The following is a 22,156-nucleotide window of genomic DNA, read 5'->3' as shown; positions in this document are numbered from 1 at the left end:
AGAACAATCTCTGGAGGTCAGCCGACAGTGCCGAGAACACTGCTCCGCGTCATCCGTCCCGCGGCCGTTCAGGCAGGCCAGGATCCCCTGCGGCGGCGGCACGCCCTCGTCGTGGTGCTCACCTTCCTGACCGGGAGCGCCGACGCCATCGGCTTCCTCTCCCTCGGCGGCGCCTTTTCGAGCGTCATGACCGGCAACATGGTCCTGCTCGGACTCTCGGCCGGTCGAGGCGAGGCGGAGTTGGCTCTCACCTCGGGCTGCGCCATCGTCAGCTTCATCACCGGTGTCCTGGCGGGAGCCCGCCTCGCCGGCTCGGCGCAGCCGGACGATCCCGTCTGGCCCCGGCGGGTCACCTGGGCGCTGGTCCTGGAACTCGCGGTGTTCGTCGTGTTCCTCGTCGTCTGGGAGGTCAACCTCCCGCACCACGACGACCGCGTCGACCTCGCCCTCCTGATGCTGTCGGCGGCGGCCTTGGGCGTCCAGAGCAGCGCGATCCAACGCTTCGGGGTGCCGGGCCTGTCCTCCACCTACCTGACCGGCACCCTCACGAGCCTGATCGCCGGTGTCGCCGCGCGGAGCCCGTGGCGCAGCCTGCGGCCCAAGGCGCACGTCCTGCTGGCCCTGATGACCGGTGCCGCGGTCGGCGCCCTGGTCGCCCTGCACCTGCCACTGTGGGCGCCGGCGCTGCTGATCGTGCCGCTCGTGCTCGTCATCGCCGTGACCGCGCGTAGGAACTAGAAGCGCTGGACGCGGTCGCCCCGGCCGTCGTACGGCGCCCAGCCCCGCTCGACCAACGCGTCCGCGCCATCGGTGGCGAACGACAGCCAGGCCGCGCGCACCGGGCCGCCGCGCTCGGCGACCTCGGTCCAGGTCTGCCCGGCGAGCATCGGCGCCTGCGCCCACGCGGCCTCGTCCCCGAACAGCAGGGGTAGGTCACTGCAGTGGCAGGCCCGGTACGGCGAGGTCGGTGCCAATCCGTCGATGCGGTACGCGAAGACCCGGGCGCCCGCCCGCGCCAACTGCCGACCGAACCGCAGGGTGGGCCGGGCGAAGACCGCCCGGGTCGCCAGCGCGATGACCCCGTTCTCGAGGGCTCGCCCGACCAGCGGCACGTGTCGGGAGATCGGGCCGTCGGCCAGGAAGTAGGCGATCTCGCGGCGGGTGGTGCCGAGCACCACCTCGAGGTTCTCCGCTCCCGCCTGCCAGGCGGCCCGCCAACCCGGCACGTCGGGCAGTGGGTGCACCCCGGGCACCGGCCCGTACGCCGGAGCGAACCCGAAGCCGGTGCGGGCGGCGACGTCCCGTCCGGCCAGTTGCTGCGCCGCGATCAGCTCCGTGAGCGGCGCCTCGCGGGGATCGCGCCCGAGCCGGGCGAGGAAGCGCTCGGCGACCCGTCCCGACGCGGAGGCGCTGCCCAGCCCCAGACCGAGCGGCGGGCTCTGCAGCACCACCCGGCGAAACAGCGGTCGCGCCTGCGCCACGCCCAGCAGGCAGGCCACCGAGTGGGCGCCCGACGACTGCCCGACGACGGTCACGTTCCCCGGGTCGCCGCCCAGGTCCGCGGCGTTGTCGCGGACCCAGCGCAGCGCCTCGATCTGGTCGAGCAGGCCCAGGTTGCCCGGGGAGATCCCCGGCGCCCGCAGATAGCCGAGCGCGCCGAGCCGCGAGTTGACGCTCACCACGACCACGTCGCCCTCGCGGGCGAGCCGGTCGGTCCGGTAACGGTCCCAGGAACCGGCGCCGGAACGGTACGAGCCGCCGTGCAGCCAGACCAGCACCGGCCGCCGGGCCCCGTCGGCCGCCGGAGTGACGATCGTCAGGTTCAGGCAGTCCTCCGACTGGACGCCCACCTCGGACCAGCCTGCGGTCGCGACGGATCGGGTCGGCGGCTGCGGGCTGACGTCGCCGTGCTCCCGCGCCTCGCGGATCCCGGCCCAGGGTCGCTCCGGTACGGGTGCTCCGAAACGCTCAGCGGTCGCGTACCGGACGCCTCGCAGGATCGTCAACCCGTCCGTCCGCGCGCCCCGCAGCGTGCCGCCGCGGACCGTGACCAGCACGTCCTCCTCGGCTGCCGTCGCCCGTACGTCGTCCCGAACGGCCGGCTCGGATGTCACTGGTAACCCCGCTCTCGTCGACGCCGCCACGGCTGGCCGCGCCACCCTAGCCCGACCGACCTGCGCTTCCAGCGCGGCGTGGTCGCCGAGGAGACGTACGTCATCGGGCCCGCGCTGGCACAATGGCCGGCCTGCCGACGGACCGGGGGAGCGACCATGACGATCAACGAGGACCGTGTCCAACCGAACGAGACCACGGTGCCGCTGCTGCACTGCGTGTCGCCGGAGGAGACCCTGGCGTTCTGGCGGGCCCTCGGGTTCGAGGTGGCCTACGAGCAGACCAAGCCGTACGTGTATCTGGCCTTCTCGTGGAGTGGGTTCGCGCTGCACTACGCGGCCGCGCCGAGCGGCCTGGATCCGTCGGTGGAGAAGACCGGCGGCTGCCTGGTCATGGTCGACGCGGTCGCGCCGTACCACACGGCGTTCACTGAGGCGATGCGCCGCACCTACGGAAAGGTGCTGGTCAAGGGGCTGCCCCGGATGACCCGCTACCGGCCGGGCGCGTCGCGGTTCAGCGTCGTCGACCCGTCGGGCAACACCATCATCTTCATCCAGCGGGATGAGCCGGAGGATGTGGAGTACGGCGGTTCGAAGGCGTTGCAGGGGCTGGCCCGGGCCCTCGACAACGCGCGGGTCCTGCGGGAGTTCAAGAACGACGACCGGGCGGCCTTCCGAGCGCTCAACTCGGGCCTGCGCCGGCACGGCGACTCGGCGCCCGTGGTCGAGCAGGCGTTGGCCTTGGCCGGGCTGATCGAGTTGTCGGTCGCGCTGGAGGAGTCGGAGCGGGTACCGGACTGGGGGAGTCGGCTGCGGCAGCTCACGCTGACCCCGCAGGAGCGTACGCAGGTCACGAAGGCCGTCGCCGATCCGGCCGTGCTGGAGCCGTGGCTGCCCGAGGCGAGCTGACCCGCCGGACCACGCCGAGCCCACCCCACCTGCGGTGCGGGCCCGGCGGGGTCCAATCGGATCAGCGGGCGTTGCTACGCCGGAACAGCACGGCCACGCCGCCGAGAATGACCAGCAGCAGCCCGGTGAACCAGGTCATCGCGGTGACGGCCGTGACGGCGCGGGTGGCCACCCCGATGCCGACCGCCGGTGCGCTCAACCCCAGGTATCCGAGGAAGAACAGGCTGGCCAGTGCCTCGCCGCGCTTGGCCGGCGCGGCCATCGCCGCGACGGTGCCGATGGCGGCCTTCAACAGCAGGCCCGCGCCGATCCCGGCGACCACGCCGCCGACCAGGAACGCGGCCAGGCTCGCGGTGTGCATCCCGAGCAGCAGGATGGGCACCCCGACGGCCTGGGCGAGCAGCCCGAGCCGCACCTTCATCGGGGCGGCGAGCGCGTCCGTGAGGGTCTGCGCGATGGCGGCGCCGCCGAACACGGCGAACACGATGACGCCGGCCAGTGCGCGGGACGTGTGGTGCAGGGTGCCGGCGACGAAGCCCGGCGCGACGGAGGTGAACAGGCCGAACACGGCGAAGGACACGAACGCGCCGGCAGCGGCGGCGACGAAACCGACCCGGTCCCCGTGGTCGGCGCTGATCCTCTGCGGCCGGTAGGTCGGCTTGACGAACCGCTCCTCGACGGTCTCCGGGGTCAGCGCGACCGCGACGATGCTGGCCAGCAGGAGGACGGCGAACACGACGTACGAGGTCCGCAGCGGAGCGTCGACGTACTGGGCGAGGACGCCCGCGACCAGCGCGCCGGTCCCGAGGCCGCCGATGTTGGCGGCGATGGAGACCCTCTCGAACCGCTGGCGGGATCCGCCGGGCCGGTGCGCGGCGTGCAGCTCCTGCAGGTGCGCGGTGGCGGTCGCGGTGACCATGCCGACACCCAGGCCGGTCACGAGGCGGGCCGTCAGGAGCACCGGCAGGCTCGAATCGGCCAGGAACAGCGCGGCGGCGACCAGCTCCAACGCCAGCGCCGTAATGAGGATCTTCTTCCGACCGACCCAGTCGGACACGTGCCCGGCCAGCAGCAGACTGGCGACCACGCCCACGGCGTAGATCGCGAACACGATGGTGACCATGAACGTGGAGAACCCGTCCCGTGCCATGTACAGCGGGTAGAGCGGCGTCGGCACGGTGGAGAACGCCATCGCGGTCAGGAACGCCAGGGCGATCAGCCAGAAGCCGCGGCCGTGCCGGCGGGAGGGAGGCGATCCCTGCGCGGTGGTGGGCGCGGCGGTAGACAGTGTTGACAACGGCATGATCACACTGTCGTCCTCGACAAGCATCACGTACAACGAAAGTTGATGCTGGCCACGATCTCAATCAGTGATACTTGGTCCGTGGAACTCCGTCAGCTCGCGTACTTCGTCGCCGTCGCCGAGGAACAGAACTTCACCCGTGCCGCCGCCCGCCTGCACGTCGTCCAGTCCGCCGTCTCCGCGGCGGTCAAGACGCTGGAGCGCGAGCTGGGGGCACCGCTGTTGGACCGCAACTCGAAACGGGTCCTGCTCACCGAGGCTGGCAGCGCGCTGCTGCCGCGCGCCCGGATCGCCCTCGACGCCGCCCGCGACGCCCGGGACGCGGTCGCCGAGGTGCACGGCGGCCTGCGCGGCACCCTGCGTATCGGCACGATGACCTCGATCCGGCTCCTGCACCTGCCCGCCCTGCTCGGCGAGTTCCACCGCCGGCACCCCGGGGTGCTGCTGCGCACCAGCGCCGCGCCGTCGGGCTCCCAGGGCCTCATCGACGCGCTCACCGAGCGCCGCCTGGACCTCGCCTTCGTCTCACTGCCCGGCGCGCCCCCGGCCAACATCCAACTCATCGAACTGGCCCGATCGGTGATCGACCTCGTCGTCCCGGACGACCACCCGCTCGCCACCCGAGAGGCGGTGTCGCTCGGTGAACTCGCCGGGCTGGACTTCATCGACTCACCGATCGGGTACGGCAACCGCGCGGTGACCGACCGCGCATTCGCCAATGCCGGTCTGACCCGGCGCGTCACGATCGAGATCTCCGACATCGCCAGCGGCACCGAGCACGTGCGTCACGGCCTCGGCATGGCCCTGCTGCCGCGCTTCGTCCTCGCCGATGCCGAAGGGCTGACCACGCTGGCCGTCACCGACGCCGACCTGGACTGGTCGCTGTCACTCGCCATTCCGGCCGACCGCCCGGCCAGCACCGCCGCCCGCGCCCTGATCACGCTGACCAAGGAGTTCCTGCCCTGACCGAAGCATCGCGCCACCGGCACCGACCGTCCGCGATCAGAACGGCCACTGTCGCGGGAACTGGCCTCGATTCCCCTCGACCCGCGGCCAGGGATCCGGGGTGGCCGGTGCAGTCGGCGGTCCTTTGCTCTGCTTCACCCGGCGCAACACGGACAGCCCCATGTTGTTGCGTCCGTTGAAGCAGAGCAAAGGACGCGAAAGCGCCCGCGCCGAGGTAGCACGGGATGGCCGACAGCCCGAGGGTGACCTCCGGAGATCCCGCTCCGACGTGCCGACGAGTCGACTAGTGTCAGGCTGTTCACATTTAGTCGCTTTCGTCGGAAAGGTGCAGAGCGATGGGGATGCGGCGCTGGGTCGAGAGCTGGCCGCTCTACCGCCAGGTCACCGGCACGGACCCGCTCGGCCGGGGTGCCGCGGCGCAGTCCGCCCGCTCCCTGTCCCTCACCGCCCGCACCGAGACGGCCGACTCGGTGGCCAAGTCCGTCTGCCCGTACTGCGCCGTCGGTTGCGGCCAGCGGGTGTTCGTCAAGGACGGGCAGGTCACCCAGATCGAGGGCGATCCGGACAGCCCGATCTCGCGGGGACGGCTCTGCCCGAAGGGCTCGGCCAGTAAGAGCCTGGTGACCAGTCCGCTGCGCCAGACCAAGGTCCGCTACCGCCGGCCGTACGGCACCGAGTGGGAGGACCTCGACCTCGACGTCGCGCTCGAGATGATCGCCGATCGGGTCCTCGCGGCTCGGGAGCAGACGTGGGAGGACGTCGACGCCCAGGGCCGACCGCTCAACCGGACGCTGGGTATCTCCAGCCTCGGCGGGGCGACGTTGGACAACGAGGAGAACTACCTCATCAAGAAGTTGTTCACCGCGATGGGCGCGATCCAGATCGAGAACCAGGCCCGCATTTGACACTCCGCCACCGTCCCCGGTCTGGGGACCAGCTTCGGCCGGGGCGGCGCCACCCAGTTCCAGCAGGATCTCGCCAACTCCGACGTCATCGTCATCCAGGGGTCGAACATGGCCGAGGCGCACCCGGTGGGGTTCCAGTGGGTGATGGAGGCCAAGCGCCGTGGGGCGAAGGTATTCCACGTCGACCCGCGGTTCACCCGGACCAGCGCGTTGGCGGATTCCTACCTGCCGATCCGCGCGGGCACCGACATCGCCCTGCTCGGCGGCGTGGTGCGCTACATCCTGGAGAACGAGCTCGACTTCCGTGAGTACGTGGTCTCGTACACCAACGCCGCGACGATCGTGACCGAGGAGTACCGCGACACCGAGGATCTGCACGGAATCTTCTCCGGGTTCACCGAGGACAACGCCAGCTACGACCAGACCAGTTGGCGGTACGAAGGGCAGAGCCAGAACGCCTCGACCCGCGACACCGAGATTCAGCGGGAGACCGCGGCCGGGCTGGAGCACGAGTCGCACGGCGCGCCGGTCGACAGCCAGACCGAGCGGGACGAGACATTGCAGCACCCGCGCTGCGTCTACCAGATCCTCAAGCGGCACTTCGCCCGCTACACGCCCGAGATGGTGGAGCGGGTCTGCGGTATCCCGCAGGAGAAGTTCCTCGAACTCGCCGAGGCCTGGACGCAGAATTCGGGCCGCGACCGCACCGGCATGCTCGTCTACTCGGTGGGCTGGACCCAACACAGCGTCGGGGTGCAGTACATCCGCACCGGCGCGATCATCCAGCTGCTGCTGGGCAACATGGGCCGGCCCGGTGGCGGAGTGATGGCGCTGCGTGGACACGCCAGCATCCAGGGCTCGACGGACATCCCGACGCTGTTCAACCTGCTGCCCGGCTACCTGCCGATGCCGCACCACGTCAACCACGCGACCTTCGACGAGTGGGTGGACAGCATTCGCCACCCCGGCCAGAAGGGATTCTGGGGCAACGCCCGCACCTACGGGGTGAACCTGCTCAAGGCGTACTGGGGTGACGCGGCCACCGCGGAGAACGACTACTGCTACGGCTACATGCCCCGGATGACCGGCGACCACGGCACGTACCAGCAGGTGCTGAACATGATCGACGGGAAGATCAAGGGCTACTTCCTGCTCGGGCAGAACCCGGCGGTCGGCTCGGCGCACGGCCGAGCCCAGCGGCTCGGAATGGCCAACCTCGACTGGCTGGTCGTCCGTGACCTTTTCATGATCGAGAGTGCCACGTTCTGGCAGAACGGCCCCGAGGTCGAGACCGGCGAGATCGTACCGAAGGAGTGCCGTACCGAAGTGTTCTTCCTGCCCGCCGCCTCGCACGTGGAGAAGGAGGGCACCTTCACCCAGACCCAACGACTGTTGCAGTGGCGGGAGAAGGCCGTCGAGCCACCAGGCGACGCCCGCTCCGAGCTGTGGTTCTTCTACCACCTCGGCCGCGTCATCCGGGAACGGCTGGCGACGTCGACCCTGCCCCGCGATCGGGCGTTGCTCGACCTCAACTGGACCTACCCGACGCACGGCCCGGACGCCGAGCCGAGCGCCGAGGCGGTGCTGTACGAGATCAACGGCTTCGAGGTGGCCAACGGCCGGCCGCTGGCGAGCTTCACCGAGATGAAGGACGACGGCTCCACGCTCGGCGGGTGCTGGATCTACTCCGGTGTGTACGCGGACGGCGTCAACCAGGCCGCCCGCCGCAAGCCCGGCGCGGAGCAGTCCTTCGTGGCCCCCGAGTGGGGCTGGGCCTGGCCGGCGAACCGCCGGATCCTCTACAACCGCGCCTCCGCCGACCCGGACGGCAACCCGTGGAGCGAACGGAAGAAGTACGTCTGGTGGGACCCGCAGAAGGCCGAGTGGACCGGCTACGACGTGCCGGACTTCGAGAAGAAGAAGGCGCCGACCTATCGGCCGGAACCGGACTCGTCGGGCGTGGCGGGGATCGCGGGTGACGACCCGTTCATCCTCCAGGGCGACGGCAAGGGCTGGCTGTACGCGCCCACCGGGGTGCTCGACGGGCCGCTGCCCACCCACTACGAGCCGGTCGAGTCACCGGTCCGCAACCCGCTCTACCGGCAGCAGGCCAACCCGACCCGCAAGGTCTACACCCACTGGATCAACACGCTCAACCCGAGCCCGCCGGAGCCGCACAGCGAGGTGTTCCCGTACGTCTTCACGGTCAGCCGGCTGACCGAGCACCACACGGCGGGCGGGATGAGCCGCACCGTGCCGCACCTCGCCGAGCTGCAACCGGAGATGTTCGTCGAGGTGTCGCCGGAGCTGGCGGTGGAACGAGGGCTGCAGCACCTGGGGTGGGCCCACCTGGTCAGCGCGCGGGCGGCCATCGAGGCGCGCGTGCTGGTGACCGATCGACTCACCCCGCTACGGGTCGACGACCGGATCATCCACCAGGTCTGGCTGCCGTACCACTGGGGCTTCGAGGGCCTGGTGACCGGCGACTCGGCCAACGACCTGTTCGGGATCAGCCTCGACCCGAACGTCCTGATCCAGGAGAGCAAGGTCGGCACCTGCGACGTCCAGCCCGGTCGCCGCCCCAGAGGACAGGCGTTGCTCGACCTCGTCGTGGACTACCGCCGGCGGTCGGGAGACCTCAACCCGCACTATCCGCCGCAGATCACCACCGACGCCGCCGACAGCGCCAGCGACCAGGAGCACTGACCGATGCCCCACGCCAACAGCCTGTACGGGCCGCTCGACCCGGCGCCCGACGCCGGCTACCAGGATCCCCCGCCCCGGATGGGCTTCTTCACCGACACCAGCGTCTGCATCGGTTGCAAGGCGTGCGAGGTGGCCTGCAAGGAGTGGAACCTCGTCCCGGAGAGCGGGTTCGACCTGCTCGGCATGTCGTACGACAACACCGGCGCGCTGACGGCGAACTCGTGGCGGCACGTCGCGTTCGTCGAGCAGGCGCGTCCGATCGGCTGGGCCGAACCGCCGTTCGAGGGGACCCCGGACGGGCCGACGGTCAGCCCGCGCACCGCCGCGATCGACGCCCGCACCACCAGCGACACCGGGACCGATCCGGGCGTGCTGCCCGGCACACCGGCGGTGGCCGCCCGGATGGCGAGCGGGCCGGATTTCCTGGGCATGCCGGGGTCGCAGCCCCCGGGTCGGGGTACCGGCTTGGCGGAGCGGACGGATTTCCGGTGGTTGATGATGTCGGACGTCTGCAAGCACTGCACCCACGCGGCGTGCCTGGACGTCTGTCCGACGGGCTCGTTGTTCCGCACCGAGTTCGGGACGGTGGTGGTGCAGGAGGACATCTGCAACGGCTGTGGTTACTGCATCTCCGCCTGCCCCTACGGCGTGATCGATCAGCGCAAGGATGATGGTCGGGCGTGGAAGTGCACGCTCTGTTACGACCGGATGGGTGCGGGCATGACGCCGGCGTGCGCGCAGGCGTGTCCGACGGAGTCGATCCAGTACGGCCAGTTGGACGAGTTGCGGGAGCGGGCCGCGAACCGGGTCGCGACGCTGCACGAGCAGGGCGTGCCGGAGGCGCGGTTGTACGGGCACGACCCGAACGACGGTGTGGGCGGCGACGGCGCGTTCTTCCTGCTGCTCGACGAACCCGAGGTGTACGGGCTTCCGCCGGATCCGATCGTGACCACCCGGGACCTGCCCGCGATGTGGAAACGCGCCGGCCAGGCGGCCCTGGTCATGGCGGCGGCCGCCGTCGTCGCGTTCGTCGGAGCGCGGCCATGACCAACGTGGTCCCGGACGGGAAGCGCCACCGCCGGTCCGGCCGCGGTGGCGGCGAACAGGTCACCGTGCCGCCCGCCGACTTCACCTCCTACTACGGGCGACCGATCCTCAAACCGCCGGTGTGGAAGCACGACATCGCCGGTTACCTGTTCACCGGCGGCCTCGCCGCAGGGGGCGCGCTGATCGGCGCGGGCGCACAACTGACCGGGCGGACCGGGCTGCGCCAGGTGGGGCGCTGGACGGCCCTCGGTGGTGTCACCGCCAGCGCGTACCTGCTGGTCCACGACCTCGGGAAGCCGAGCCGGTTCCACCACATGCTCCGGGTCGCCAAGGTGACCTCACCGATGTCGGTCGGCACCTGGATCCTCACCGCGTTCGGCCCGCTCGCCGGAGTGGCCGCGGTCGCCGAACTCGGGACACTGCTTCCGCAGGACGGTGTGCTCGGCCTCGCCCGCCGGGTCGCGCCGAACATCGGCAACGTCGCCGGCCTGGCCGCCGCGGCCACCGCGCCGGCGCTGGCCACGTACACCGGGGTGCTCTTCTCCGATACGGCCGTGCCGTCCTGGCACGACGCGTACCCGTCGTTGCCGTTCGTCTTCGCCGGTAGCGCGCTCGCCGCCGCGTCCGGGGTCGGGCTGATCGCGGCACCCGCGGCGGAGACCGCCCCGCTGCGGCGTCTCGTCCTGGCCGCCGCGACCATCGAGCTGGTTGGTGGCCGTCAGTTGGAGCGCATGGGCGTGACCAGCGAGCCCTACAAGCACGGTCGCAGCGGCCGACTGATCCGGACGGGACGGGCGCTGCTCGCCGTGGGTGCCGTCGCGGCCCTGGTCAGTCGACGCAGCCGGGTTCTGTCGGCGGTCGCCGGCGCGGCCCTGGTGGCATCGTCCGTCGCCACCCGCTTCGGCGTCTTCGAGGCGGGCATGGCGTCGGCGCGTGATCCGAAATACACGGTCGTGCCGCAACGAGAGCGGCTCGACAAGAAAGGGGTCCGGCCGCCGGCCGAGAGACAGACGTAACTCAGGCGCAGGCGTCCAGCCCATGAGCCGGCAGACGGGGGACTCAGCTCATGGCCCACACCACAACTGATTCGGGGAGATCCGTGCCGACGCGGGGCCGCTGGGGCCTCGTCGTCGCCGCGGTGCTCGTCCAACTCGCGCTCGGCGCGGTGTACGCGTGGAGCGTGTTCAACAAGCCGTTGCAGGAGGAGTTCGGCTGGGCCAAGTGGGAGGCGGTGCTGCCGTTCGAGGTGGCGATCGGCACGATCTTCATCGGCAGCATCATCGGTGGCCGGATCCAGGACCGGCGCGGCCCGCGACCCGTCGCGCTGGCCGGCGGTGTGCTCTACGCGGTCGGCAACATGCTGGCCGCGCTCACGTCGTCGAGCGATCAGCTCTGGCTGCTGGTGCTCACCTACGGTGTCCTGGGCGGGATCGGCCTGGGCGCGGCCTACATCACGCCGATCGCGATGCTCGCCAAGTGGTTCCCGGACCGGCGCGGCCTGATCACCGGCATCGCGGTCGCCGGCTTCGGTTTCGGCGCCGTGATCGTCGCACCGGTCGCGAAGGCCCTGCTCAACGGGACCGACAACCCCACCCACGTGTTCTTTCCGCTGGGCGTCGCCTACCTGATCGCGATCCTGCTCGGGGCGTCCTTCTTCCGGAACCCGCCAGCGGGCTACCAGGTGCCCGGATTCACTCCGAAGACCAGCGGCCGGGCCGTCGCGGGCTCCCGCGCGTACACCCTGCGTGAGGCGCTGCGCACCCGGCAGTGGTACCTGCTCACCGGGATCCTCGCGCTCAACGTCGCCTGCGGCATCGCGCTGATCTCGCAGGCGTCCGACGCGGCCCAGGTGATCACCGGGGCGAGCGCGGCGTCCGCCGCCACCCTGGTCGGCGTCCTCGGGCTGTTCAACGGCGCCGGGCGGGTGGTCTGGGCCTGGCTCTCCGATCGGACCGGCCGGATGCCGGCGTTCATCGGGATGCTGCTGTTGCAGGCGATCTGCTTCTTCATCCTGCCGCACGCCGCGTCGCTGGCGCTCTTCGCCGTCCTCGCCGCGTTGGTCTACCTCGCCTACGGCGGCGGCTTCGGCACGATGCCCGCCACCGCGGCCGACTACTTCGGTACGCCCAACGCCGGTGCCGTCTACGGCGCGATGATCGTGGCGTGGAGTCTCGGCGGTGTCGTCGGCCCGTTGGTCACGTCGCTGCTCTACGAGGCGAGCGGCAAGAGCTACACGCTGCCGTTCACGGTCATCGCGATCGTCGCCCTCATCGCCCTCGTCCTGCCGCCGATCACCCGGATGCCGTCCGAGTCGGCCCGGGGGTGACCGTGTTGCGGGGCCATCAGCCCCGACGATGAGGCGGCGGTGACTGCCCACATCAGGCAGCCATCAGGCCCGCTCGATCCGCGGCTGCTGACGATCGGTCAGCCGCAGCCCGACTCCTCGCACCGCCTCGATGCCGGCGCCGGTGCCGAGGTCCTGCAGCTTGCGCCGAAGTCTCTTCACCAGGGACTGCACGTCCGCCTTGCGCTCCCGCCCCTCGTCCCGCCAGACCGACCGGTGCAGGTCGGCGTAGCTCCAGACCCGGACCGGTTCGGTGGTCAGGCAGATCAGCAGGTCGTGCTCCAACCGGGTCAGGTCGACCTCGCGATCCCGACAGCGGGCGACCAGCCGGGCTGAGTCGATCACCAGAGCCGCGCTGGTCACCGCCGTGATCGCGGGCACCGGGCCGGGCGGCGTCGCGGCCGGCTGCGGCGGAGCTCCGATCAGCCGGCGCAGCTCGTCGAGGTCGGCCACCAGCAGCAGCGGTGCGATGCCGTCGAGTCGTTCCGCGAGCCGGATCCGTTCGGTCGGCGACGGGGTCACCGCGATCAACAGCGGAAACGGCTGGTCAACTGGATCGGACCCGTCCAGCGCCGGTACGTCGTCCTCGGCCACAGCACCCACCCGGGATCGATGGACAGCATCCTGCCCAACTCTCGTCATCGTCCTGACAAAGATTGGCAAGCATGCCGTCAGCCTGGCAACCGTTAGCGACAAGTTGCTCACGGCAAGTTCTTGATCGTCCTTTCTTCTCGATCATAGTGTCCACTCGGGCAACCGGCGTGACCCGCGCGGTGCATGGGGGGGCGAGGAGAGGCTCATCCGTTCGGTTCCACCGAGACGGATGGACCTCGGCACCTTCACCATGGCTCATTTTCACTCTGGGTCGTTCTGGAGGAGGCAGTACCGATGTTCAGACGTCCACAATGGCGGCGCACAACCAGATCCCTGGTGAGCGCCGGTGCGGCGGTGATCCTGGCCGCGACAGGTCTGGCCAGTATCGGCTCGGGCGCGCAGGCCGCGCCCGGCGGAACGGGGGCGGGCGCCTCGACGGGGGACAAGATCCGTCCCGAGTTGGCGAAGCAGCTCCAGGCCAAGAGCGAAGGGGACTTCTGGATCCGGTTCAAGGACCGGGCCGACCTGAGCAAGGCCAGTGCCATCAAGGACTGGAACAAGCGCGGCACGGCGGTGGCGGACGCTCTGCGCCAGACCGCGGCGGCGAGCCAGGGCAAGGTGCGGGCCGAGCTGGACGGCTCGGGCCTGAAGTACCAGACCTTCTGGGCGAGCAACGCCATCAAGGTGAGCGGCGGATCGCTGGCGGTCGCGCAGAAGTTCGCCGGCCACGCCGAGGTCGAGGGCCTCTACGCCCCGGTCGCCTACAAGGTGCCCGAGATCTCCAAGGGCACCGACGAGAAGGTGGCCAACGCCCTCGAGTGGGGCGTCGCCAACATCAACGCCGATGACGTCTGGTCCCAGTACGGCGCCACGGGTGAGGGCATCACCATCGCGAACATCGACACCGGGGTCCAGTTCGACCACCCGGCGCTGGTGAACTCCTACCGCGGCAACAACGGCGACGGCACGTTCGACCACAACTACAACTGGTTCAACGCCGCCGGGACCTGCGCGGCCGCACCCTGTGACGGCAACGGCCACGGTACGCACACCATGGGCACCATGGCCGGCTCCGACGGCGGCGCGAACCAGATCGGTGTCGCGCCCGGCGTCAAGTGGATCGCCGCAAACGGTTGCTGCCCGAGCGACGAGGCTCTGGTCACCTCCGGTCAGTGGATGCTCGAGCCGACGGACCTCAACGGTCAGAACCCGGACGCCAGCAAGCGGCCGAACGTCATCAACAACTCCTGGGGCAGCCAGAACCCCTCGAACGACCCGTTCATGGAGGACGTGACGCTGGCCTGGACGGCATCGGGCATCTTCGGCGTCTTCTCCAACGGCAACAGCGGGCCGTCCTGCCAGAGCAGTGGCTCGCCCGGCAGCCTGGTGAGCAACTACTCGGCCGGCGCGTACGACATCAACAACAACATCGCCGGCTTCTCGGGCCGCGGCGTCGGGCAGAACGGTGAGATCAAGCCGAACATCTCGGCACCCGGCGTGAACGTCCGGTCGAGCATTCCGGGCAACGCGTACGCCAGCTTCAACGGCACGTCGATGGCGGCACCGCACCTCGCGGGCGCGATCGCGCTGCTGTACTCGGCGGCTCCGTCGCTGGTCGGTGACGTCGCGGCGACCCGTGCGCTGCTCAACGGCTCCGCCATCGACAAGGCCGACGACCAGTGCGGTGGCACGGCGGCGGACAACAACGTCTACGGCGAAGGCCGGTTGGACGCCCTCTCGCTGCTCAACGCCGCCCCGACCGGCGGCACCGGCACCCTCGCCGGCACCGTCACCGACGCGGCCACCGGCGCACCGATCGCCGGTGCGACCGTGACGCTCACCGGCCCGGCCGCTCGCGAGCTGAGCACGGGTGCCGACGGCAAGTACTCGGTCATCCTCCCGATCGGTGACTACCAGGTCGTCATCGGGGCGTTCGGGTACGCCAGCCAGACGAAGACGGCGACGGTCGCCGAGAGCGCGACCACGACGGTCAACGCGGCGCTCGCCGCGGTGCCGAGCGTCAACGTCACCGGTGCGGTCACCGACGGCTCCGGCCACGGCTGGCCGTTGTACACCAAGGTGACCGTGCAGGGTGTGTCCGGTGTGTACGACTACACCACGCCGTCGAACGGCCGATACAGCATCAAGCTGCCGAGCGGCCAGACGTACACCCTGAAGTACGAGACCCAGTACCCGGGCTACCAGACCATCACCAAGGAGGTCGTGGTCGGCTCGGGCAACGTCGTCGCCAACGTCGCCGTGCCGGTGGACACGACCGCCTGCACGACGGCCCCCGGCTACACGAACGGCTCCGACGGTGAGTACGAGACCTTCGATGGCCCGACCACGCCGGCGGGTTGGTCCGTTGTGGACAACAAGGGCAACGGCCAGGTCTGGAAGTTCACCGACGACGGCGACCGCGGCAACCTGACCGGTGGCAACGGGAACTTCGCGATGATCGACAGCGACAACTACGGCTCGGGTGGGACCCAGGACAGCTCACTGGTCAGCCCGGTGGTCAACCTGACCGCCGTCACGGCCCCGGTGATCCGTTTCAACCAGGACTACTACCACCTCGGCTCGGATGTCGCCGATGTCGATCTCAGCGTCGACGGCGGTGCCACCTGGGCCACCGTGCTGCACCAGGAGGCGAGCGTCCGGGGACCGAAGGTCAGCGAGATCGCGATCCCGCAGGCCGCCGGTAAGGCGCAGGTCCAGGTCCGGTTCCACTTCTACCAGGGCTCGTACGGCTGGTGGTGGGAGGTCGACAACGTACTGATCGGCAGCCAGGTCACCTGCGTTCCGGTCGACGGCGGTCTGGTCGTCGGCAACGTCCGCGACAAGAACGACAACAGCTACATCAACGGTGCCACCGTCACCAGCGACGACCGTCCCGCCGAGAAGGCCACCACCGTGGCGACCCCGGACGACCCGGGGCTGCCGGACGGCTTCTACTGGCTGTACTCGTCGCTGACCGACACGCACAAGTTCACCGCCAAGGCCAGTAACTACGTCACCCAGAGCAAGCAGGTCGACGTCCAGGCCGACTGGGCGACCACCGCGAACTTCGTCCTCGCGGCCGGTCGACTCTCGGTGGTGCCGACGGCGTTGAGCGCGACGGTCAAGATGCCCACCGGCAAGGCCAACAAGACGTTCACGGTGACCAACACCGGCGGGGCGCCGGTCGACGTCGAGTTCAGTGAGCGTGACGGTGGGTTCGAGATCCTCCGGGCCGACGGGTCCAAGGTGACCAAGCAGCAGATCCTCGGCGCCAGTGGCGCTCCGGAGCAGCGGCTCAACGTCCCGACGTCGGTCGCCGCGAAGGCGTCCGGCAAGGCACCGTCGGCGGCCTCCGCCGCGGCCGGCCCGCAGGCCGCTCCGTGGACGGACATCACCGACTACCCGACCAACATCATGGACAACCGGGTGGTGAACCTGGACGGCAAGGTGTACTCGATCGGCGGTGGCGACGGTTCGGCCTCCACGGCGAAGAACTACGTCTACGACCCGGTCGCGCTGACGTGGACGCCGATCGCCGACCTTCCCGGTGCCCGTAACGCCCTGACGGTGGGCGTCCTGGAGGGGAAGATCATCGCGACCGGCGGCTGGGCCGCCGCTGGCCCGGACGGTGCCACCTGGTCGTACGACCCGGGGGCCAACGCCTGGACGACCCTGGCTGCCAACCCCGCGCCGCGAGCTGCGGCCGGTCAGGCGGTCGTCGACGGCAAGCTGTACGCCATCGGTGGCTGCACCACCTCGGCCTGTACCCCGATGTCGAACACCGTCGTCTCGTACGACCCGGGCACCAACACCTGGGAGACGCTGGCCAACTACCCGAAGTCGGTGGCCTTCGCCTCCTGCGGCGGGATCGATGGCGCGATCTACTGCACGGGCGGCAACGACGGGTCGGCCTCGCAGAAGGCGAGCTACTCCTTCGACCCGGGCGCCAACGCCTGGACCGCCATCGCCGATGCACCGGCTGACAACTGGGCCAGCTCGTTCGCTGTCGCGAGCGGCAAGCTCCTGGTCGTCGGTGGTTCGCAGGGTGGGGCCATCAGCAACGTCGGCTTCGCCTACGACCCGGGCACCAGCTCGTGGTCCAACCTGCCGAACGCCAACACCGCCCGCTACCGGGGCGGCGCGGCGTGCGGCTTCTACAAGGTCGGCGGCTCGTCCGGCAGCTTCAACGCGGCACCGGACAGCGAGGCGCTGCCGGGCTTCGAGGACTGCGCCGAGGCGTCGGCCGACGTCAGCTGGCTGACGATCGACAAGACGGCGGTCACGCTGGCGCCGGGCGCGAAGGTCACGGTCACCGTCGGTATGACGGCGAACGTCGACCAGCCGGGCACCTACTCCGGCGCGATCGGCATCAAGGAGAACACGCCGTACACGGTCGCGCCGGTGGCGGTCACCATGACGGCGACGCCTCCGAGCACCTGGGGCAAGCTGCTGGGCACCGTGAACGGGACCAACTGCCAGGGTGCGACCTCGCCGATCGCCGGCGCGTTGGTCCAGGTCGACTCGTGGGCGATGTCGTGGACCTTCACGACCGATGCCCAGGGCAAGTACGCCCAGTGGGTGGACCGTCGCAACAACCCGCTCACCCTGATCGTCGCCAAGGACGGCTGGAAGCCCCAGACCCGTCAGACGAAGGTCGTCGCCACCACGCCCACCGTGGAGGACTTCACGTTGGCACCCGTCAAGTGCTGACCTCTGAGCGGTAGTACACAGATCCGGCCCGTCTGGTCCCTGACCAGGCGGGCCGGATCGCGTCCGGCGATCAGACCGAGGCGAGCCGGAAGCCGACCCCGCGGACCGCGTGGATGGTCGCCGAGGCGTTCAGCCGGGCCAGCTTGCGGCGGACGCGTCGCACCACGGAGTGCATGTCCGAACCTCGGCCGAGGTGCCGGTTGCCCCAGACCTCAAGGTGCAGCCGCTCGTAGGTCCAGACCTGGCCGGGTGCGTCGACCAGGCAGAGCAGGACGTCGTGTTCCAACCGGGTCAGGTCGATCTCCTGGTCGCGCCACCGCAGTACGCGGCGGTCGGAGTCCACGGCCAGGTCCGGTGGTGGTTGCGGCGTCTGTGTGCTCTGCACCGCCTCCGCGAGCACCGTCTGGGCGGCGGGCGGGACCGTTGTGACGGGCGGCATCTCGACCACGCCGAGAAACTCCCGCGCCTGCTCGACGCTCGAGACGATCAGGAAGGCATCGCTCCCTCCGAGCAGCTGTGCCAGCTGTCGGCGTTCGGCCGGCGAGGACGCGATGCCGATGACCAGGGACGCAACCGGTATTTCGTGCATTCCCCCAACCCCTTCCGGTTCCCCACTTCACTCCGGATGGTTTTCGCACTGCCGACCGAAACATCGATCGATCGGCGTCCTGACCCTAATGGATGATCATCTCGGTCAGGTAAAACATAGTTGCATGTAAGCATGTGAATGACCGTTCAGGCCGGTGGGTCGGACGTCTGCCCCGGTGTCCGGTTTTCCGGAAGAGACCGGAAAGCTGTGACAGAACGATGACATTCAGCGCACGGCATCGGGACCTGACGGGTCGACCATGGCAGCCATGTCCATCGGATCGTCGTACCCCCTCAGCCGACCGGCGCCCGACCCGCGACCGGCGCGACCGCTGCCCCGGGTGCGCGCGGAGGCGGCGCACCTCGGTTGGCGGCTGCTCGCAGCGGCCCTGTGCCACCTGCTCGCACTGGGCCTCACCGGCGTGGTGTTCCTGAGCACACCAGCCGGCCAGTGGCTGGACGGACTGCTCCTGCCCCGTGCCGAGCGGGGCGGCGGCTACCAGCAGGAGACCGTCCTGGTGGACCCGGCCAAGACGGTCCTCGCCACCTTCGGTAGCCCGACGCTGCTGGCCGCCCTGCTCGGCGCGGTGCTGCTGGTGGGGCTGCTCCGCCGACGACTGGTGGCGGGGGTCGTGGGCGTCGGCATGGTTCTCGGCGCGGTGCTGGTGGCCGGCGCGGTGAAGTCGGTGCTGCCCCGCCCCGACCTCCAGATCGCGAGTTCGACCACCCACAACAGCTTTCCCAGCGGCCACGTCGCGGTCGCGACGGCCCTGCTGCTGGCGTTCATGCTGGTCCTGCCCGGGTGGGCTCGACGGTTGCTGGCGGTGCCGGGGGCGGTGGGTGTCTCGGTGATCGCCGCGGGCACGATGATCGCGGGGTGGCATCGGTTCAGCGACGCGCTCGGCGGCGTACTGCTGGGGGTGTCGTTGTTCTACCTGGCCACGGCCGCGCTGACGGCCTTGGGCGGTGCCACCGACCCGGCCGGCACCGAACCGCGTGGCGGGCCGGAGCGTGGCGCCACCTGGCTCCGGCTGGTCGAGGGCGCGGTCGGGTCGATCGTGCTGCTCTGGGTGCTCCTGGTGGTCGTGCCCGGTCTGAGCGCATCGGTCGAGCGGGGACCACTCGTCGCCATCGTGGCGGTGACCGGGCTGACGATGCTGGCTGTGGGCCTCGCGGCGTCTCTGGTGCGATCGACCGATTTCGCCACCCCGTTCTCCCTGCTGTCCAAGCGCTGAACCTCGACAAAAGGCCGAATCAATTCATGATGCGATACTTGGCGACATGTCCCAGGTCCTGCTGATCGAAGATCACCAGACGGTGCGCGACGGCCTGCAACTGGCGCTGACCCGGCAGGGGCACACGGTGGACGCCGTGGCCACCGGAGAGCAGGGGTTGGAACGGTTGCGCGCGGCCTCGTCCGACGTCGTGATCCTCGATCTCATGCTGCCCGGGATGGACGGGTTCGAGGTCTGTCGGCGCATCCGGCAGCTCGGCGACCTGCCGATCATCATGCTCACCGCCCGCAACGACGACATGGACGTGGTGGCGGGCCTCGAGGCCGGTGCCGACGACTACGTGGTCAAGCCGGTGCAGGCCCGGGTGCTCGAGGCGCGCATCCGCGCGGTGCTGCGGCGGACCGGTGGCGAGTCGCGGCGCACGGGAGGCGACCGGTCCGGGCCGGAACAGCACGGAGCCCTGACCATCGACCGGGCCGCGCTGGTGATCAGCAAGGGCGGGCTGCCGGTCAGCCTCGCCCCGACAGAGCTGCGTCTGCTGCTCGAACTCTCGCACACACCGGGACAGGTGCTGAGCCGCCAACAGTTGTTGGAGGCGGTGTGGGAGCACGGTTACCTCGGCGACTCGCGGCTCGTGGACGCCTGCGTCCAGCGGCTGCGCGCCAAGATCGAGGATGACTCCTCGGTGCCGGTCTTCATCCAGACGGTACGCGGTTTCGGGTACCGGTTCGGGCCGCTGTGACGGTGCGCTGGGCCGGCGGCAGAGCCCTGGGCCTGCGGGTCCGGCTGGTGCTGGTCTTCGCTCTGCTGGGCGTGACCACCACGGCCGTCGTCGCCAGCGTGAGCTACATCCAGGCCCGGACCGTCATCCTGCAGCAGGCACAGGACGCCGCCGCGGTGTCGTTGACCGACCAACTCGCGAAGGTCTACCCGATACGCGAGCTTCCGCCGACCCAGGAGGAGCTCGAAACGTTGGCCCAGCAACTCTCCAACCGGGAGAGCTACGCTGTGATCGTCTACCGGGACATGTCGACCGGGAATGCCGCGGCGCCCGAGCCGCTCACCCCGCAGTTGCGGCAGGCGGTCGGGAGCGGCGTCGTCGCCTGGCAACGCGTCTCGCGCGACGGGGAACCCGTACTGGTCATCGGGACGCAGCTCCGACTCGACCGTACGGACGGTGCGTCGGTGCCGTCCGGACTGGAGGTCTACTCGGTGCGCAGCCTCGCTCCCGAACAGCAGAGCATCGATCGGCTCGCCACCTTCGCGTGGCTGACCGGTGGGCTCTCCCTGGTCCTCGCGGTCCTGCTGGCCCTGCTCGCCGCCCGAGGCGTCCTGCGGCCGGTCCGCGAACTGGGCCAGGCCGCCCGCCGGCTCGGGGAGGGTGATCTGACCACCCGCCTGACGGTCCGGGGCGCCGATGAGCTGGCCGACGTGGCGCGGACCTTCAACGACACCGCCGGGACGCTCGAGCGGCAGGTCGGCGAGCTGCGACGGATGGAGGCCGACGCGCGCCGGTTCGTGGCCGACGTGTCGCACGAACTCCGCACCCCGCTGGCCGCGATGACGGCCGTCACCGACGTCCTGGACGAGGAGGCGGACCGGCTCCCCGGCGATGCCGGCCGAGCTGCCCGGCTCGTCAGCCAGGAGACGCAGAACCTCACCCAGCTGGTCAACGACCTCATCGAGGTCAGCAGGTTCGACTCCGGCACCGCGCGCCTCGCCCTCGACAACGTCGACGTGGCCGCGGCGGTGACCGCGACCCTGCGGCTGCGCGGCTGGGCCGATCGGGTCCGGACGGAGCTGCCACCGGGAGTCGTCGCCCGGCTCGACCCCCGTCGGCTGGACGTCATCGTCGCCAACCTGGTCGGCAACGCCCTCCGGCACGGCGCCGAGCCGGTGTCCGTACGTCTGCGGGCCGAGGAGGACTGGATGACCATCGAGGTCGACGACCACGGGCCGGGGCTGGACGCGCAGGTGTTGCCGCACGTCTTCGACCGCTTCTACAAGGCGGACACCGCCCGGACCCGCTCCGAGGGCAGCGGCCTGGGCCTCGCCATCGCGTGGGAGAACGCGCGCCTGCACCGGCACGCCGGGCAGCCGGGCAGCCTCGTCGCGGGCAACGGCCCGACCGGCGGCGCGGTGTTCACACTTCGCCTGCCCCGGGTGGCGGCGGACCCCGCCGGCTCCGGAGGCGTACGGTGACCGGCCGCCGGGCGACTCGGCTGCTGCTCGCGGCCGGGGTCCTGCTCACCCTGCTCACGGCGGGCTGCGGTGTCCGGCCCAGCGCGGTCATCACCGGCAGCGCCGCCCAGGCCGGGCAGTCCGAGGGCATCCACCTCTACCTGGTCTGGCGCGGGCAACTCGCGCTGGTCATCCGCCCGACCAATGTCGTCGCCGCGCCCGCGGTCTCGCACGGCGCGCTGGCGGACGGCCCGTTCCTGATGTTGGCGGAAGGTCCGGACGAGTCCGAGCGCGGCCGAGGGCTCACCAGCGAGGTGCCGGCGGGCCTGGTCCCGACCGCCCCGGTGGTGGCGAAGGCCGACGGCCTCACGGTGACGGTGAACGGTGCGGTGACCTCGTTGTCGGCGATCGCGGCCGCACAGATCGTCTGCACGGTGGCGGACAACGCGGCGCTCACCGGTCAGGGGACCAGGTACGCCCCGGTCACCCTCGTCGGGTCCGACGGCGTCCGACCGCCCCGGTCCTGTCCGATCAAGTGACCGGGGCGCCGCCGGCGC

Annotated in this window: 16 protein-coding genes; 12 read left to right on the top strand and 4 right to left on the bottom strand. The window is 70.5% G+C overall.

Annotated features, from left to right (window positions below; translation table 11 throughout):
- Window positions 1-27 precede the first annotated feature (27 nt).
- Window positions 28-738, top strand: a complete 711-nt coding sequence (locus V6V47_RS22990) for a YoaK family protein (protein WP_334630382.1) — start codon at window positions 28-30, stop codon at window positions 736-738.
- On the opposite strand, the gene V6V47_RS22985 is transcribed toward V6V47_RS22990, so the two are convergent.
- Entirely contained in the window at window positions 735-2,114 is a 1,380-nt protein-coding gene (locus V6V47_RS22985; RefSeq protein WP_334630381.1) for a carboxylesterase family protein, read from the bottom strand. The genes V6V47_RS22990 and V6V47_RS22985 overlap by 4 nt on opposite strands.
- Before the next feature lie 156 nt (window positions 2,115-2,270).
- On the opposite strand from V6V47_RS22985, the gene V6V47_RS22980 reads away from it, so the two are divergent.
- A complete protein-coding gene (locus tag V6V47_RS22980; protein WP_334630380.1) occupies window positions 2,271-3,020 on the top strand; it encodes a glyoxalase in 750 nt (249 codons plus the stop codon).
- Window positions 3,021-3,081: 61 nt separating this feature from the next.
- Here the strand turns inward: V6V47_RS22980 and V6V47_RS22975 are convergent, their stop codons facing one another.
- Window positions 3,082-4,323 carry an MFS transporter gene (locus V6V47_RS22975; protein ID WP_442934289.1) on the bottom strand — a complete coding sequence of 414 codons (1,242 nt, stop codon included), beginning with the start codon at window positions 4,321-4,323 and terminating at the stop codon, window positions 3,082-3,084.
- Between the two features lie 81 nt (window positions 4,324-4,404).
- On the opposite strand from V6V47_RS22975, the gene V6V47_RS22970 reads away from it, so the two are divergent.
- From V6V47_RS22970 to V6V47_RS22950, 5 genes are all read left to right on the top strand, one after another.
- The gene (locus V6V47_RS22970) at window positions 4,405-5,289 is read left to right on the top strand and encodes a LysR family transcriptional regulator (protein ID WP_334630378.1); all 885 of its coding nucleotides are present in this window, start codon (window positions 4,405-4,407) and stop codon (window positions 5,287-5,289) included.
- A 335-nt stretch (window positions 5,290-5,624) separates the two neighbouring features.
- Window positions 5,625-8,900 (top strand): formate dehydrogenase, encoded by a 3,276-nt coding sequence (gene fdh / locus V6V47_RS22965; RefSeq protein ID WP_334630377.1) that lies wholly within the window; start codon window positions 5,625-5,627, stop codon window positions 8,898-8,900.
- A gap of 3 nt (window positions 8,901-8,903) precedes the next feature.
- Window positions 8,904-9,947 carry a 4Fe-4S dicluster domain-containing protein gene (locus V6V47_RS22960; protein ID WP_334630376.1) on the top strand — a complete coding sequence of 348 codons (1,044 nt, stop codon included), beginning with the start codon at window positions 8,904-8,906 and terminating at the stop codon, window positions 9,945-9,947.
- Window positions 9,944-10,963 carry an NrfD/PsrC family molybdoenzyme membrane anchor subunit gene (gene nrfD / locus V6V47_RS22955; protein WP_334630375.1) on the top strand — a complete coding sequence of 340 codons (1,020 nt, stop codon included), beginning with the start codon at window positions 9,944-9,946 and terminating at the stop codon, window positions 10,961-10,963. Before V6V47_RS22960 ends, nrfD begins: the two co-directional genes overlap by 4 nt.
- Window positions 10,964-11,046: 83 nt before the next feature.
- Window positions 11,047-12,273, top strand: a complete 1,227-nt coding sequence (locus V6V47_RS22950) for an L-lactate MFS transporter (RefSeq protein WP_334630374.1) — start codon at window positions 11,047-11,049, stop codon at window positions 12,271-12,273.
- 63 nt (window positions 12,274-12,336) lie between these two features.
- Here the strand turns inward: V6V47_RS22950 and V6V47_RS22945 are convergent, their stop codons facing one another.
- Window positions 12,337-12,885: a helix-turn-helix domain-containing protein gene (locus tag V6V47_RS22945; protein WP_334630373.1), complete on the bottom strand. Its 549-nt coding sequence runs from the start codon at window positions 12,883-12,885 to the stop codon at window positions 12,337-12,339.
- A gap of 336 nt (window positions 12,886-13,221) precedes the next feature.
- Between V6V47_RS22945 and V6V47_RS22940 the strand changes: the two genes are divergently transcribed.
- Window positions 13,222-17,595 carry a S8 family serine peptidase gene (locus tag V6V47_RS22940; RefSeq protein WP_334630372.1) on the top strand — a complete coding sequence of 1,458 codons (4,374 nt, stop codon included), beginning with the start codon at window positions 13,222-13,224 and terminating at the stop codon, window positions 17,593-17,595.
- 70 nt (window positions 17,596-17,665) lie between these two features.
- Here the strand turns inward: V6V47_RS22940 and V6V47_RS22935 are convergent, their stop codons facing one another.
- On the bottom strand, window positions 17,666-18,184 hold the full coding sequence (locus V6V47_RS22935; RefSeq protein WP_334630371.1) for a winged helix-turn-helix domain-containing protein: 519 nt from the start codon (window positions 18,182-18,184) through the stop codon (window positions 17,666-17,668).
- Between the two features lie 268 nt (window positions 18,185-18,452).
- Between V6V47_RS22935 and V6V47_RS22930 the strand changes: the two genes are divergently transcribed.
- The 4 genes from V6V47_RS22930 to V6V47_RS22915 are packed head-to-tail and all read left to right on the top strand — an operon-like array spanning window position 18,453 to window position 22,138.
- Window positions 18,453-19,418 carry a phosphatase PAP2 family protein gene (locus V6V47_RS22930; RefSeq protein ID WP_334630370.1) on the top strand — a complete coding sequence of 322 codons (966 nt, stop codon included), beginning with the start codon at window positions 18,453-18,455 and terminating at the stop codon, window positions 19,416-19,418.
- A 46-nt stretch (window positions 19,419-19,464) separates the two neighbouring features.
- Window positions 19,465-20,160, top strand: coding sequence for a response regulator transcription factor (locus V6V47_RS22925; RefSeq protein ID WP_334630369.1), 696 nt, complete (start codon window positions 19,465-19,467; stop codon window positions 20,158-20,160).
- Window positions 20,157-21,620, top strand: a complete 1,464-nt coding sequence (locus tag V6V47_RS22920; RefSeq protein ID WP_334630368.1) for a HAMP domain-containing sensor histidine kinase — start codon at window positions 20,157-20,159, stop codon at window positions 21,618-21,620. The genes V6V47_RS22925 and V6V47_RS22920 overlap by 4 nt, the downstream gene beginning before the upstream one ends.
- Window positions 21,617-22,138 (top strand): hypothetical protein, encoded by a 522-nt coding sequence (locus V6V47_RS22915; protein WP_334630367.1) that lies wholly within the window; start codon window positions 21,617-21,619, stop codon window positions 22,136-22,138. Before V6V47_RS22920 ends, V6V47_RS22915 begins: the two co-directional genes overlap by 4 nt.
- Window positions 22,139-22,156: the final 18 nt, after the last annotated feature.

It is taken from the genome of Micromonospora sp. CPCC 205539 (genome assembly GCF_036906815.1).
Taxonomy (GTDB): Bacteria; Actinomycetota; Actinomycetes; order Mycobacteriales; family Micromonosporaceae; genus Micromonospora.
Note: the sequence above shows the minus strand (reverse complement) of the source record. Positions and strands in the feature narration are given on the sequence as shown.

What these genes read in the sequence shown, in the direction of transcription:
- V6V47_RS22980 (WP_334630380.1), top strand. Translation starts at nt 2,271, where the DNA reads ATGACGATCAACGAGGACCGTGTCCAACCGAACGAGACCACGGTGCCG.
- V6V47_RS22975 (WP_442934289.1), bottom strand. Translation starts at nt 4,323, where the DNA reads ATGCCGTTGTCAACACTGTCTACCGCCGCGCCCACCACCGCGCAGGGA.
- V6V47_RS22960 (WP_334630376.1), top strand. Translation starts at nt 8,904, where the DNA reads ATGCCCCACGCCAACAGCCTGTACGGGCCGCTCGACCCGGCGCCCGAC.
- nrfD (WP_334630375.1), top strand. Translation starts at nt 9,944, where the DNA reads ATGACCAACGTGGTCCCGGACGGGAAGCGCCACCGCCGGTCCGGCCGC.
- V6V47_RS22935 (WP_334630371.1), bottom strand. Translation starts at nt 18,184, where the DNA reads ATGCACGAAATACCGGTTGCGTCCCTGGTCATCGGCATCGCGTCCTCG.
- V6V47_RS22930 (WP_334630370.1), top strand. Translation starts at nt 18,453, where the DNA reads ATGTCCATCGGATCGTCGTACCCCCTCAGCCGACCGGCGCCCGACCCG.
- V6V47_RS22925 (WP_334630369.1), top strand. Translation starts at nt 19,465, where the DNA reads ATGTCCCAGGTCCTGCTGATCGAAGATCACCAGACGGTGCGCGACGGC.